This is a genomic window from Microvirga roseola (assembly GCF_020866965.1).
Lineage (GTDB): Bacteria > Pseudomonadota > Alphaproteobacteria > Rhizobiales > Beijerinckiaceae > Microvirga > Microvirga roseola.
The window spans coordinates 1-14764 of sequence record NZ_JAJATX010000076.1 but is presented as its reverse complement, the minus strand read 5'-3'; the positions used below and the strand labels follow the sequence as shown (position 1 = coordinate 14764).

At 57.5% G+C, this 14764-nt stretch carries 8 protein-coding genes and 3 pseudogenes; 3 read left to right on the top strand and 8 right to left on the bottom strand.

Going from position 1 to position 14764, the window contains the following annotated elements; translation table 11 throughout:
- Positions 1–143 precede the first annotated feature (143 nt).
- The 3 genes from LG661_RS22325 to LG661_RS22310 form a co-directional block, all read right to left on the bottom strand.
- Positions 144–509 carry a hypothetical protein gene (locus tag LG661_RS22325; protein WP_230534209.1) on the bottom strand — a complete coding sequence of 122 codons (366 nt, stop codon included), beginning with the start codon at positions 507–509 and terminating at the stop codon, positions 144–146.
- Positions 510–1062: 553 nt separating this feature from the next.
- Positions 1063–1647 carry an OsmC family protein gene (locus LG661_RS22315; RefSeq protein ID WP_230534208.1) on the bottom strand — a complete coding sequence of 195 codons (585 nt, stop codon included), beginning with the start codon at positions 1645–1647 and terminating at the stop codon, positions 1063–1065.
- A gap of 138 nt (positions 1648–1785) precedes the next feature.
- Entirely contained in the window at positions 1786–2904 is a 1119-nt protein-coding gene (locus tag LG661_RS22310; RefSeq protein WP_230534210.1) for an alkene reductase, read from the bottom strand.
- A gap of 102 nt (positions 2905–3006) precedes the next feature.
- Between LG661_RS22310 and LG661_RS22305 the strand changes: the two genes are divergently transcribed.
- Positions 3007–3879: a LysR family transcriptional regulator gene (locus tag LG661_RS22305; protein WP_230534207.1), complete on the top strand. Its 873-nt coding sequence runs from the start codon at positions 3007–3009 to the stop codon at positions 3877–3879.
- A 231-nt stretch (positions 3880–4110) separates the two neighbouring features.
- Positions 4111–4328 (top strand): annotated as a pseudogene (locus LG661_RS22300) (IS3 family transposase); the annotation flags it as partial.
- Positions 4329–4523: 195 nt separating this feature from the next.
- On the opposite strand, the gene LG661_RS22290 reads toward LG661_RS22300, so the two are convergent.
- Positions 4524–5636 (bottom strand): FAD-dependent monooxygenase, encoded by a 1113-nt coding sequence (locus tag LG661_RS22290; RefSeq protein ID WP_230534206.1) that lies wholly within the window; start codon positions 5634–5636, stop codon positions 4524–4526.
- 440 nt (positions 5637–6076) lie between these two features.
- Positions 6077–7717, bottom strand: a complete 1641-nt coding sequence (locus LG661_RS22285) for a GMC family oxidoreductase (protein ID WP_230534205.1) — start codon at positions 7715–7717, stop codon at positions 6077–6079.
- 565 nt (positions 7718–8282) lie between these two features.
- Between LG661_RS22285 and LG661_RS22280 the strand changes: the two are divergent.
- Positions 8283–8970: pseudogene (locus tag LG661_RS22280) on the top strand (IS5 family transposase).
- Between the two features lie 270 nt (positions 8971–9240).
- On the opposite strand, the pseudogene LG661_RS22275 reads toward LG661_RS22280, so the two are convergent.
- The 3 genes and pseudogenes from LG661_RS22275 to LG661_RS22265 all read right to left on the bottom strand — a co-directional run.
- A pseudogene (locus LG661_RS22275) lies at positions 9241–10093 on the bottom strand (IS5 family transposase).
- 1240 nt (positions 10094–11333) lie between these two features.
- On the bottom strand, positions 11334–13859 hold the full coding sequence (locus LG661_RS22270) for a two-component system VirA-like sensor kinase (protein ID WP_230534204.1): 2526 nt from the start codon (positions 13857–13859) through the stop codon (positions 11334–11336).
- Positions 13810–14764: cytochrome-c peroxidase (locus tag LG661_RS22265; protein WP_230534203.1), on the bottom strand; the 955-nt coding region annotated here is incomplete at its 5' end. The genes LG661_RS22270 and LG661_RS22265, both read right to left, overlap by 50 nt.

The following is a 14764-nucleotide window of genomic DNA, read 5'->3' as shown; positions in this document are numbered from 1 at the left end:
CGCCGGAGCGGTTCGCCGGCAGCTCTTGCAGCTTGGCGTTTCGCAGCCATCTCAAGCATGACCGTCATGTTACAATTGAAAGCCGTCGAAACGCCCGCGCAGCCTCATGCCGTCGGACCGGGCAGACAAACCCGAACCGCCCATCACCCGCCTAGCGTCCCACTCCGCTCAGCAAACAACAAATGACAGCCGATCTTTGCCTCGGCGGCTGCAGCGAGCGCGCTGTTTGGGGAAGCCGTTCGCAGGTCATCTACAAGTTCAATCACCTCTTGCAATACAGCGATCGAGAAGTGCATGTTGTCATTGAGACACTGCTTTAGATCGGAGCGATACCCTTTCGAAGCGTCATGACGCTTGGCGATTTTCACAAGCTCCGCCGGGCTTTCGATATGCTCAAACCAACCGGTTGGTGAGTTCATTGAACCGGGACGCACGGTCTGGATACTCGAAGCGCCCAAGCTCGCTCCTCGCGCCGTATAGGCCCGCTTCTTCGGAGATACGTCAAACATGGATCTCTCCTTCTGATGCAAGTGTGGAAAAGAGAAACTGCATCCATGTTTCTCTCTCATTTCACAAGTGAGCCAATACGTGTTTCGATCTAGCATTCGGGAACATTGATTGCTGAGTATTGCCCCGGAGCAATCTGGAGCAGTACAAAATCACTTCGGAAAAGCTTTCGCAGCATTCTCAATCGAACGTGACACTGCATCGGGCTGTGACATGAACACTGCGTGGCTCGCACCTCTGCGGTTGTGCTGTCAGCACGCTGCGCCTGGTGATAGACCAACGCCCAAGGCGCCAGGCCAAAAGCATTTAGCGTCGGAGCACGCTGGTCTTGATCACGTAGCGCAGCCCGTTGAACACCTCGCGCAGGGCATGCTCACGCTGGCCGGAATGCTCTGACATCCGAGTCAGATAAGGTCGGCCAGCGTCCACGTATCACCGGAAACGTCGGACAGGTAACCCTTGCATGAAGCAATGCCGCACTGCCTGATCGTTACCCTACCGCCGGTCCATAGCAATCTCTAGGGATCAGTGATGTAGAGAAGCTGTGCTTTCATATCAGTCGGCGTTCCCCGTCGCACTGGCCAGCGCTCGGAGTGAGGTGAGCTTTGGCTTGAGGTTGATGGCGTTGGCGATGTTCCAGCGATTGGGCGAGGTTTTGACTACTGCGTCGTGGATTTCTTGGAATTGCTCGGGCGTGAAATCACCATCCATGATGACCTCATAGTCTATGGCCTCGTAGCCGGGCTTTACATCATCCTCGATGCCGAGAAAACCTCGAAGATCGAGGGCACCTGACGTGCGGATCGTAAGCGAATTGATCGTCGCACCGATCGCCGCTGCCGTCGCAGCAATTCCAACGGTCATGCACGAATTCATCGCCGCAAGGAGCAACTCCTGAGGGTTGGGAGCAGAATTCGAGCCGAGCAGTTCCGTCGGTTCATCCGCTGCGATCTGAAACTCGCGATCAATCCGCGTTCCCGAAAGCTCGTAGCCCGCAACCTTCGTCACGGATTTTGTGCCGCCTTGCCACTCGGTAGCGACCTCGAAGCGAACGACACTCTTGTCCGGGGCGGACTCTATCTCCTTGACGAACCCAGCAAGAGCCGCCGTGTCGATGCCATTCAGCACTGAATCAGTCATATCGTCCTCCTTTATCTATCCAACAGGTCGTTCAAGATCGTCATTCGTCTCTCCCCACATAGGGTTCTCATTCCTGGCTGAACTTGGGTGACGCTGGCCAACCCAAGACCCATCGCCGCGAGCAGCATCTGGCGGCAATCAGGCAGCAGCTTGGTCGAGAAACGGGTAGTCCGTGTAGCCTTCCGCGCCACCGCCATAGAAGGTCGCGCGGATATGCTTGTTTAGCTGTGCGTTGAGGCGTAGGCGTTTCGGAAGGTCTGGGTTGGCGATGAACGGGCGGCCGAACGCGATGGCATCCGAGTTTCCGGAGGTAACTGCCGCACGTGCCGTCGCCGGCTGGAATCCACCTGCGGAAATGATCGGGCCACCGAATGCCTTCTTGAACAGAGCCGCAACATCAGGTGCATCCATGTCGAGCGGCTTCTCATCATTTGTGAAGTCAGAACGAGGCTCGATCAAGTGGAGATAGGCGAGATTCCGCTTGCCCAGTTCGGCAATGACGTATTCCCACAGCCTGACGCCGTCGGTGTCCGTCATGCCGAGGATGTTGGACCAGGGCGACAGGCGCACGCCGACGCGATCCGCCCCGATCGCCGCCCCGATCGCATCTACGACTTCGAGCAAGAGTCGGGCGCGGTTCTCCATTGGGCCACCGTACTTATCAGTGCGCTTGTTGCTACCGTTATGGAGAAACTGGTCCAGCAGATAGCCATTTGCTCCATGGACCTCGACAGCATCGAAACCTGCTGACCGGGCATTCAATGCAGCCTGAACGAAATCGGCCTTGATGGCGTCAATCTCTGAAAGCTGCAAGGCGCGTGGCGTCTCGAACGGAACCGGGTTGCCTTCCGAGGTGAAAATCTCGCCAGGAGCCGAGATTTCTGAAGGGGCAACTGGCAGTGCTCCTTCTGGCTGGAGCGACGTGTGAGACACTCGACCGACATGCCAGATTTGATTGACGATCATGCCGCCCTTGGCGTGAACTGCGGCGGTAACCGCCTTCCAGCCCTCGGTCTGTTCCAGCGTGTAGATACCGGGGACCCAGTTGTAGCCATGTGACTGCGGACTGATGTCGGTCGCCTCGGTAATCAGCAGCCCACCGTCGCTGGCACGCTGCCCGTAGTATTCGGCGTTGAGGTCGTAGGGGATGTTTCCAGGCTGCTTCGAGCGCATGCGGGTTAGCGGCGCCATCACGACACGGTGCTTGAGCTCAAGAGCGCCGAGCTTAAGGGATTCAAAAAGAGGATCGTTTGCCATAGGTGCCTCGTTCGGGTCTATGGACAGAACATAGATTTTGCCGTAGTCCGTTACCATGTGCGCATTGCGTGATGCATGATAACGAATTTCGGTAGGTAATGAATGAACTCTCAGGGCCTTGAAGTTTTCCTCAGCGCAGTGCGGACAGGCAGTCTCTCCGGGGCAGCGAAGCGCCTCAAGCTGACGCCGATGTCCACGACCAGAAGGCTGGCGGCGCTAGAGGAGGAACTGGGCGTCCGCTTGTTCCATCGGACGTCCCGATCCTTGGCATTGACACCAGAGGGCGAGGCGTTCCTGCCATTCGCGAGCGAGATCGTCGATACGCAGGAAGCCGCGCGGGCGGCGCTCAGTCCGACCGAGGGCGGCGCAACCGGACTGCTACGGGTCACGGCACCTGTAACGCTTGGCCGCAAGAGGATCATGCCGATCGTCCACGAACTGCTCAATGAAAATCCGGCGCTTCGGATCGACCTCGACCTGAATGATGCCGTCGTCGATATCGTCGCCTCCGGAGTGGATCTCGCGATCAGGATCGCGCCTCTCAAGGATTCAGGTCTCATTGCGCGCAGGCTAGTGGACAATCCGAAGCTGATCTACGCCGCGCCTTCATATCTGGAACGGAATGGAGAGCCGCGGACGATCGAAGACCTCGAACACCATGAATGCCTGACGTTCTCCAACTTCACTCACTGGCAGTTTCTCGTCGACGGCAAGGAGCGATCGATTCGGGTAAGCAGCCGCTTCTCATCCAGTGGTGTCGACGGATTCCTTTCCGCTTGCGTCTCGGGTCTTGGACTGGCGCAGCTCTCCGCCTGGGATGTCAAAGACGAGCTGGCGAACGGCAGCCTGAAGCCTGTGCCAATCGAGGGTGCATCGCCGCGCGATCTCGCGATTTGGGCCGTGTTCCCGTCGCGGCGGCAAGTCCTTCCCAAGCTCCGTGTCTTCCTCGATAGGTTCCAGAAGAGTCTTGTGTGAGATGGCCTATTCCGCTCCTACGATCGCCGGCTTGGGGCTGCGCGGGAATCTCTCCAGGATTGTACGATAAGAGTTCTGGAACCGGTCTGGATCAAAGCGGTTCGTGCGCAAAGGTCGGAAGTGTTCGCGCGGCCGGTCAATCTCGGAGCGGAGATAGCCGCCCGGGCGCCGTCAACTTAGTGGCTCGGGACGGGTTCACCCCTTCAGGAGCATCGGATCAGACATTCGCAGCAGGCTCTCCATGACCGGCAGCCCTAGCGAGCCAACTTCATCCACCATTCCGAAAGGGGAGTTCAATACGTGTCGATCAAGTACACCGAGCGCCTCGTCAAGGCGGGGTTTGGGCCGTCGGTCGGCAGTGTCGGCGACTCGACGACAATGCTCTGGCGGAAACCGTCATCTGCCTCTTCAAGACCGAGGTGATCCATCGGCGTGGACCGTGGCGCTCCATCAGTTTGACAGCCGCAGAGGGGCTCACGTCAAAACGCGAGGCCGCTTGTCGGATGGAAGATCCGCCTTCCACCGCACGCACGATCCGCTCGCGCAAGTCCTGGGATAGAGGAGCTGGCATGGGACACCTCCCGGCCAATCACGACCAGCTCCATGGAATCAGCTATCCCGACTCCACGCAACCGCTCCACGCTCTAGATTTGCGCGAGGAGCGGCCGGTAGCTTCGCTCATAGAGAGAAGCGCCAAAGTACTTCAACAAAGGACCACTGATGAATGTGGGGAGGGTTCGCATCCGGTCGCGGGCAGCACATTGTTTGTGCACCCAAGAAACGCGTCGCTCACGCTGTCTGACGAAGATATCGAGAGCCTCATCGACGTTCGCGTTTTCGCAGATGACTTTAGCCAAGAGAAGAGCATCCTCGCACGCCAATCCAGCTCCCTCCGCCATACTTGGCGAGGACGCATGCGCTGCGTCGCCGATAAGCACGACTCGCTTCTTCCGCCAGTCGCCTATCGATACAGACTCGATATGACTGAAATGCAAGTCCGCTTGAGGAGGCAGCTTCTTCACAAGTGGGAAAAGCGGCCCAGAGAACTTAGAGAAAAGCCGCTCTAGATTGATCGAGCCGGAGTACTTCCATGCAGTACTCAGGTTTACCGCATGATCCGCGTAGACATAGACTTTAGAAGGGCTGATTGGGATGGCAAGGAGTGTCTGACGCCTGCCTATCATTGCGGTCCAGCTATCAACCCCTACTACGTTCTCCGCAACGAAGCGCCAACAAACGTTTCCGGTATATGCTGGACTTGCACTTGGGAACGCGATCTGACGCACGCGCGATCGAATGCCGTCCGCTCCGACGACAAGTTCATACCGCTTTGTCTCTCCGTTCCCAAATGTGACCTCGCATCCATCTGGCTCCTGCCGGATGTGCCTGACTGAGTTCGACATTTCAATTGAGGTCCTTTCCAGACCTCTCCGGAGAAGCGAGTGCATATCTGCACGGCTTAGAGCGAGGCATGGACCGCATGCGGCCCAGAATCTCTCAGTGTTTATGTTGTGCAACTCCTCGCCGCGATGACTGAGAACTCTCTGATGGCGAATGGGCACTGCAACTTTAGTAATGTCCGGAAGGAGGCCGAGCTGAGAGAAGGCTCTTGAGGCATTGCCGGGAAGGAAAAGCCCAGTGCCTTTCGCGCCCCATATGGCTCGTCTTTCGACAATATCTGGAACGATGCCTCTTAGCTCCAAGGCACGTGCGAATGCCAGCCCTGCTATACCAGCTCCCACAATAAGAATTCTCAAATTCTGCCTCCCAACCTGTACGTCGCGCTGACGTCAGCTGAAACTGTCGTGAGGCGCTGATAGCAGAAGGTTTCATGTCTCATCATAACCATCGAAAGCCTCCGAGCTGTTTCGGGCTTGATTCGCAGGTGTTAGGAACCGGTGACAAATAGCAGCTGCAAAAATCGATAGATTGGCTCGAAGACCTAGAGCCGCTGTCGAATACGGAATGACCCGCGGACGGCAGCCTAGAAAGGTCCCCTCTGCATCGCAATACAGAGATACATCTTCGGGCTGCTGACCAACTGTCTCTTTTTGCTGAACCTATCGTTCCCGCACACAGAGGCGGCGAGACGCCATCGCAGCGCAGTAGCTGAGTGAGCCCTGATGCAAAGATGTATATGAGGAGACAGAATGGTGAGGAGCCGACACGAGAATGCCAGCTCCTACGACCTAATCCGCTATGCCACCACCTCCCGGTTCGAGGAAGCCGCCAGGCCATGGGACGCGCGGATCATATCAGCTGCACGCTCACCAATGACAACACAAGGAGCCATTGTGTTTCCTGAAGCAATCCTTGGCATAATCGACGCATCAGCGATGCGCAGATTATCAATGCCGTAGACCCGGAGCTGACTGTCGACCACCGACATCGCGTCGCGGCCCATCTTGGCCGTGCCGGATTGGTGCCAGTATGTCACCGCTGAGTTCCTGATAAACTGTTCCATGTTGCGACGATCGCGCGACCGCGGCACGGCTTCCCTTCGCACGATCCTGCCAAATGCCGGATTGTTTCCGAGTTCCCGGCACAGCTCGACGGTCGCCAGCGCAGCGGCCATATCCTCGGGCTCGCTGAGAGAGTTCGGCTCGATCAGCATCGCATCTGTGGGGTTCGGGCCTGACAGACGCACGCGGCCTCGACTCTTAGGCTGAGCCAGACCAGCAAACATTGTCCATCCATGCTCGGGGGCTTGTAGGCCTACCTCGGCTGGCGAAGGCACCGCAAACCCGAGCTGACAGTGCAATATGTCCGGGGAATCCAGACGGCTGTCGCTCTTCCAATACAACGTCGCTTCGCAACCGCCACTGCCGACCTCCTGCTGCTCAAAGTACTCCCACGTACAGCCGAAAGCCACATGGTCCTGGTGATTGTGGCCAACGCCTGGCAGGTGTTGGACCACCTGGATCCTGTGAGTGCGTAGCTCATCCTGCGGGCCGATGCCGGACTGCATGAGAACCTTAGGCGTGTTGACGGCGCCAAGGGACAGAACTACTTCGCAGCGTGCGGTGAGTTTTACCAGCCTGTCACCGAGCAAGGCTTCAACCCCAATAACCCTGTTGCCGTCAAATAGCAGACGCGATACCAAGGCGTTGGTCAGCACTGTAAGGTTCGGCTGGTGCATACGTGGATAGGTGTAAGACTGATAAACCGACTCCCGCTTTCCATCACGGATCCGCAAGTCGGCAATAGCAGCCCCGCCGGGCCCTTCCATCATCTCTCCATTTGGGCTGTCGAACTGGGGCACCCCTATGAGGCTTGCAGCCTCAACCATCGCAAGAGCGACCGGCTTTGGTGCCTTTGGCTGCGCCACATACACAGGGCCGCCGGAACCGCGACGCAGCGGGTCCGCCTCGCCTCGCCAGTCCTCAATCCTACGATAATAATCAAGTACTGATGCATAGCCCCATGCTGGATCGCCAGATTCCGCAGCAAAATAGTCCCAGTCAGCCTGATGTCCACGCGCCCAGACCATGACGTTGATACTCGAGCCGCCACCTAACCCCTTTCCCATGTTTAGTGGCAGGCGGCGTCCATTAAGTTGCGAGCAGGACTGGCTCTCAAAAGCCCAATCGCGCTCAGAGCCGAGGTTCAGCGGCCACAGAGCTGGCTCCACAAGCGCGGGGGACATATCGCCTCCTCCCGCCTCCAGCAGCAGCACAGAGGCATCGTGCCGCTCGGCAAGGCGCGCCGCCACGACGCAACCAGCGGAGCCGGCGCCGCAGACAATAAAATCGAACCCATACGTCAGGAGGTGGCGGAGGCACGATTGATTCTCTGCCACCGCGCGGTCGTGACTTGAGACTTCATAATCCTGTTTCATGGTATGACCTTTGAGTATCGAGTTCGAGCAAGACGACATTGACGACGCTGCCGAAGCGAGGTTCGCTCCAATAATGGAGCCACGTAGGAGGCACCGTTTAACGGATGGACTCGGTTCTCTCAGAGCAGTTTTGCTCGGGATAGTTCTACATTCATGTCAGCGCCCTCAATGATCTGAGCGATGTTTCCTAGGTTGCGCAGACACAGTCCACTACGCGGGTCACTCTTGACCAAGGCGCTGCACATTCTGGGCTACTGTCTGTTGATCACTGCCCCTGATTGAAGTAGGGCCACTGACTTGACCTCACAAGCGCGCCCGAGATCCCTCATCATTCAAGATCGGATAAGGATATCGAGCCCGGCGTTTCGATGTTATTGCAGTTCGCGCGGCGTGAATTACAAATGAAACACTCTGAGCAGGTGCCTGCGCCGCCTCGAGGGGAATAACCAAGCTTCCGGCTCCTATGGCTAAGCTGAGGGCCTACTAATTTGGATTGAGGTATGATTCAGCGCCTCCCGTTGAGGAGGCTTAAATGAGTGATTAGCTTCTGCAGAGCGAGCGCCGGATGGCGCGGGTACCGCCGTGTTTTTCGTTGGCTCGTGGAGTGCCGCGCGCGGATGACCGCCGGGCGGTCAGCGGGATCGTGTACGTGATCCGCAATGGTCTGCAGTGGAAGGACGCACCGAAAGAGTACGGGCGGCACAAGACCTTCTACAACAGGTTCATGCGCTTGAGCCGGCTCGGCGCATTCGACCGGACCTTTGCAGCGCTGGCCGGCGAGGGGCCCAGGCCCGAGCGGGCCAGATCCATGCCTCCCACCTGAAGATGCACCGCACGGCGGCGAGCCTGCTCAAAAAGGGATGCTCCCGGTCGTTGCGCGCGCACGAAAGGCGGCCTGAACTCCAAACCCCACGCCGTCTGTGATGCGGGGGGCGGCCCATCATCCTGCTGCTGTCAGAAGGGCAGATGAGCGACCACAATGGACGCCGCTCATCGTGGATGCGCTGCCATCCAGCTCCACGCTGATGGCCGGCCGGGGCTGTGACAGCAGCTGGTTCCGGGTGGCACTCACCAAGAACTGGAAAGCTCCCAACGCCAATGACAAGACGCTGTATCGCCAGCGCCATAAGGCCGAGAACACGTTCGCCAAGCTCAAAGATCGGTGCCGGATTGCAACCCACTGTGTCCGCGGCGCTCGCACCTTCTCAGCCATCTGCATCGTAGCGGCCGTCGCATTCTACCTCATCCAATGAGTCCTGATCTTAGCGGGCTGCATTCAGCTGCCAGGCATGCATCTCTGAGTTGCTCGTCTCCGGTTTGTAGTATCTGTGTAGAGCTATGGGCTTGCGTCCTTGGCGGGCAGCTACTCCCCCACGGTAAGCCGATGTGCCTGCTCCGACTGCTGTGCTGGTGAAGGTGTCAATTCCGGTTGTTGCGGCTGGATGAGGCTCGCGATTTCTGTGCCTTCAGACTACAAGGGCGCAATGTGGTAAGATAGAGCACATGGCGATGCCTACTCGCACCTAGCTCCTGTCTGACGGCCTGAGCATGCGCAGGTACTGGCGCAAGAACGCGAGCTTCACCATCGTGGCGAAGTTCAAGGCGAGCTTCTCGTGCCGGGTGGCGATCGAGCGACAGCCCTTCAGCCATCCGACACAGCGCTCGATGACGTTGCGCCTGCGGTAGAGGTCCGGATCGAAAGCCCGCGCGCAGCCCTTGCCCATGTTGCCGCCGGTGCGAGGCGGGATCACGGGGCGAATATGACGCCGCCGCAGATCGGCGAAGACAGGTCGATAGCTGTAAGCCTTGTCGCCAGCCAAGTACTTGGGTCTTGTTCGTGGACGGCCTTTCGGACTGGGCAGGCGGACCGCCTTCAGGGTCGTCTCGAAGACCCGCACCTCGTGGCGCTGCCCGGGTGTGAGGGTGAAGGCCAGCGGGAGGCCGCTCCATCGCTCACCAGGTGGATCTTGGTGCCGAAGCCGCCCCGCGAGAGGCCGAGCGCATGGTCGTCCGGCTCCTGCGGATCCCCTTTTTACGGGCTCCGGCCGCGGAGCGGCTGGCCCGCACCGAGGTGCTGTCGATGCACCACAGATCCAGGTCTATCAGCCCCTCGGCATTCAGTTTGAGCCGGAGCCGATCCAGGATCCTGTCGAACAGCCCTTCGCGCCGCCATCGGGTCAGGCGCTCATAGACGGTTTGCCAAGGGCCGTAGCGCTCAGGCAGGTCGCGCCACTGCGCTCCGGTACACAGCTTCCACATCAGCCCGTTGACCACCTGCCGGTGATCCCGCCACCGCCCGCCGCCATGGCGACCGGCCCTGGGCATGAGATCCGCAATCAGCTCCCATTGGGCATCGCTCAGTTCATGCCGCCGCATCGCAGGCCTCCGCCCTGATCAGCCTCACCAAGGCAACAGCCGCAGCCCTACGCAGTTTCGTAGGCCGTCAGACAGGATCTAAGTGCTACAACCGAAACAGAATTTATCAAGACATCGGGTTCATTCCGCACAATACTTGAGCCGCCACTTGGCCAAGACGGACTGCGACGATGAAGAAGCCCTGCGACGCCCAAATCACTCACTGCAGCGCGATATTTGCGATTCTGCTAGCTTCTACCCTTGGCGGAGCAGGAGCCCCAAGCAGGGCTCAGACTAACGGATGTGCTTCGTTCGCCTGGCCCGTGACTCTTGAGAGGAAATGGTTTGCGGCCTCAGACTTGCCGTCCTTTCATTCGGGAGCCTCACTGGCCACCTTCCTTGAAGGCGGGCTAAATCTTGTCTTACTGCCGCTTCCGGATGTGAGGTTTGTGGTCACGCCAGAAACGCCGATGCAGAGTGGATGGGGTGGATTGATGTTCCTTCCGCCGCCCGACAAACCGGGCGTGTATCAGGTCACTCTTTCGGAAAAGGCATGGGTGGACGTTATCCAAGGTGGTGTCCGGATAACGTCGCAAGGTCATACAGGAAGCATGGATTGTTTGGAAGTGCGGAAAAGTATTCGGTTTGTGCTCGGTCCTGGTCCAGTGACACTACAGATAAGCGGTGCAAGCAAGCCGACACTTCGGGTTGCAATTCGGAACATCACCGACAATTTGACCCTAGACTGAGAGGACGCCTACACAAGTTCTCCGCCTGTACGGAGCTTTGCGGCTCAGCGTGCGATTCGCATACCGATACCCGATAGCACATTGAGGGTTGTTCATTGTTGGCGCTTAGCAGGATCCAGCCTCTCAATTAAGAGGCACTGCTCCCCTTCTGCAAGGTAGCGCTCGTACGCTCGCGGGGCTCGTGCTGCGGCCGATAGCACCGCGGGCGGCCACCAACTCGGGTGCGCGATGCAGGATATTAGTTACTACTTAAACTGATCCAAGGTCTCGTTCAACGAACGCTCTCTTCAGCGACAGGCAAAGTCTCCCTTCCGTGGCGCAGTGGGCTGTAAGTCGTTCGCGCTACTGACTTCATGGTAGTCAGATTCTCCAACGCGCGCCCAATCTCTCTATCGAGATGCAGCTATCGCCAGCGTTCAGAACGGTAGATGCTGGCGCATCAGACTACGGGCAGCGTCAGAGGGCGAGAGTTGGAACAGCCCTCTGTCTTATATCTCTGGAGGTCCCATCTGCTAACTTGCCCATCTAGCTTCGCCGAGTGTTGTTGAGATCGCCCACGCTAGACGGGCTGTCGTTACTGGCTTCCGGAGGAAACGCACCTGACTGAGCGACCTCCTATCAATTGCAGCTGAATTTGCCGAGTCGAGTAGCAGAATAATCGGAGTGGGAGAAAATGTTTGAACGATGTTCGACAAGTTGGGCACATCGGGCCACAGGGTGGTATCGAAGATGATCAGGTCGGCAGTGTTGTTAGGCTTCGATAGCCAGGTATGAAGACCATCTAAGCTACCAACGCCGATGGCCTCGTAGCCGAGGGCAGCTGCCTTCTCCTCGTACATCGACCGCGCTTCCTGATCGCCTTCCGCAACCAAGACGGTTTGCCCTGCCCCAATAGGCACTGGTCGATCAGTCAGGAAGTGACTGATCGCAATCGGGTTTCGATGTGTCACAGGAAAGTAGAGGTCGAAGCGAGTTCCCGCGTTGACACGACTCTGGACATCAATATGCCCAGCCATGCCCGCAACCATCCCATGCACAGCCGCTAACCCGAGTCCTGTACCTCCGGTCTCAGATCGAGTAGTGAAGAACGGGTCAAAGATGTGAGGCAGCGCCTTTGCATCGATTCCGCTACCCGTATCGGAGACCTGCAGCACGGCGTAGGAGCCGGGCGGGATAGAGCCATGCGATAGTGTTGTCCTTGCGCGCACCTCAGTGCTTGAAACCGAGATAGTGACGGTTCCAGCTTCCCCACAAGCTTGAGCTGCGTTTCGGCAAAGGTTGATGAGGATTTGTTGAACCTCGATCGGATGTCCCGCCACCGCTGGGATACGATTTGGAATGTTTGTTTCCAATGAGATCTGACTTGGAAGAGACACACGCAATAGGGGAATAACGTCAAGCACAGCCTCACATAAGTCAAATGGCTTGCTTAGCCGCTCACTCTTTCGACTGAAGGCTAGGATCTGGTCGATGATTAGCTTTGCACGCTGGCCGCTATGGATGATCTCCTGGATGTAACGGCCTGACTGTGAGCCATCTTGGCTCGCTTCGAGAGCCATCTCACTGTATCCCATCATCGCAAGTAGTACGTTGTTGAATTCATGGGCAATCCCGCCTGCTAAGGTTCCAACCGCCTCTAGGCGTTGGGAGTGCTCGAGCCTTGCGAGGAGCGCCTCCCTCTCCTCCCGATCCCGGACGGACCTTACGCAGTACGCAAGGCAGTCCGCAGCCTGCCCAAGTAGCCGCCGGACTTTGCCATTTGCGTTCAACTGAAGCTGATCGACGCTCAGCCGCAGCAACGCCGCAGACCGGCCGTCGAATTGAATTACTACGATTGCATCGACCGTGGTTCCACGAGTGATGTACATGGGATCACTACCTCCCCATGGCCGTGCCAGGTCATCAGCCAAGGCCGAATAGTCCGGTTGGGCCACCGCTGACTTGGCTCGCGCCTCAGCGATGAGACTTTCGATGACCTCGTCAGCTGGAGAACCGAAGGCATGCTGAACCTCTCCACTCTCAGGGTCGATTATCACAAAAGTACGCTTCTGTGCTTCGAAGAAGCTGCCGAGGATGTCCAAAGCATCTTCAACGGCAAGCCCCATGGTAATGTACGATGCACCGAAGCGGCGGTTCACCTGATCAAGGATGCTCTCGAATTCGAGCTGTTGCGTAAGTCTCTGAGTATGAGCTCTGAGGCGGAAGACGAACATTGCGATAAAGCCACACAGCGCAAGCGAGATCGAGCCGAATATCAATCTCATCCGCGCAGACTGAAGGCTCATGTTCTCATAGGCATCAACATATCGCTCGCGGAGGATCTGCGCCTCTGACAAAGTCTGCGACGCCTGGATGGCCATCGTGGTTTCGTCGACCTGAGGCAGTATTCGCAATATCAGATCTGCGTGTGATAGGAGAGCGCGAACGTAGTCCACCCGACCAGCCCCAGATCTTAGAAGCGCGTCGAGTTCTGCTCGAATTCTACGCTCAAGGTCGGCTGACGGATCCGCTGCAAACCGCATCATCAGATTGCCCAGCTCTCCAGTTCGCTCGACCGGTTGCCCGTGAGGCGACGTACTTCGATGAAGCTGCCCGAGTAGCTGCCCAAAAATCTCGAGTGAGTTCCTAAGAAGCGCATTGCTGGTCTTGAACTGCTCTACGAGCTTCTCATCTGCTTGGATTGCCGAGAGTACATTTGAAAGCTCCTCATTAAGGTCGGATATGCCATCCTGCATGCTCCGGTTGAGCAGTGTTCCCAGCTTCGTCGCACTTGCATGGAGGTCGGCAACTGACGCAACCAGAGGGTCGTAGTTTCTTAGAAGACCCGCCCGTGACTGTAGTACATCTCGCTGGAGAGAGGCGTGGGTTGTGTCCACGACCCGTAGTACGGTGAGGATCTCTTCATACGTCTTTCTTGATGGGGTATCTCTGACGGCGAGTAGGCCGAAGACCGCAGCTCCAAGTGCGAGCAGTGCAATCCGCCAGAACTCAACGATTGTTGGCCGTGGCTGGAGCCGTGGCATGGAGCTTACGTCCATCGTATTCACCAGTGAGTGTATTCAGGAAAGCCACAATGGCTTCAATTTCGGGACTGGAAAGTGTTCGGCCCAGCTGGCGCTGCCCCATGATTGAAACTGCTTCAGAGAGACTCTCGACGCGTCCGTCATGAAAGTATGGACCGGTTACGGCGACGTTTCTTAGGCTAGGTACTCGAAACAGGCTCTCGTCCCAACCGTGACCTATGGGGGACTTTCCTTCAGATGGCACAATCACAGCGTCCAGCTGGGACGTTGGCGGGAATATCCCGAATTTTTGCATCATATTCCCACCTAGGTTCATGCCTTGATGGCACGAGGCACAGCCATAGCTCATAAAGAGATGTAGGCCCTCTAGCTCAGCGGGCCTAAGCGCCGAACTGTCGCCGCGCAAGTAGGTATCAAAGCGAGCATTCGGGGTTATGAGTGAGCGCTGAAAGGTTACCAATGCGTCGAGTAGGCTGACTCTATCGGGGCCGTGTCCGTAAATGCGATTGAACCATTGAGAGTATATCGGGCTGCTGCTAAGTCTGGCTTCAAGGATGGCCCAGTCGGCAGCCATTAGGTTCACGTCCAGCAACACCTTCTCATTGAGTGCTTCTAGCGACTTGAACTCTCCGCGCCAACCAAGAAGATAGTTCTTAGCGACATTGAAGATCGTGGGGGCGTTGAAGCGGTGCTCCTTCCCATCATAGCCTACTGTACGCGGAAGTCTGACCGTACCTCCTTCATTGAGATCATGGCAGGACGAGCATGAGATCATCTGCCGGCTTGAGAGAATAGGATCGGAGAAGAGCATCCGGCCCAGAGCGACTTTTTCAGGGTCAAGTGGTGCCGATATGTCTAGCGGTGCAAATGTCCTATGCTCCCTCGTCTCCGTTGCATTGCCAGTGATGGTCGCGCACAGG

Coding starts and splice junctions, on each gene's coding strand:
- LG661_RS22325 (WP_230534209.1), bottom strand. CDS start 509: ATGTTTGACGTATCTCCGAAGAAGCGGGCCTATACGGCGCGAGGAGCG.
- LG661_RS22270 (WP_230534204.1), bottom strand. CDS start 13,859: ATGGACGTAAGCTCCATGCCACGGCTCCAGCCACGGCCAACAATCGTT.
- LG661_RS22315 (WP_230534208.1), bottom strand. CDS start 1,647: ATGACTGATTCAGTGCTGAATGGCATCGACACGGCGGCTCTTGCTGGG.
- LG661_RS22310 (WP_230534210.1), bottom strand. CDS start 2,904: ATGGCAAACGATCCTCTTTTTGAATCCCTTAAGCTCGGCGCTCTTGAG.
- LG661_RS22285 (WP_230534205.1), bottom strand. CDS start 7,717: ATGAAACAGGATTATGAAGTCTCAAGTCACGACCGCGCGGTGGCAGAG.
- LG661_RS22305 (WP_230534207.1), top strand. CDS start 3,007: ATGAACTCTCAGGGCCTTGAAGTTTTCCTCAGCGCAGTGCGGACAGGC.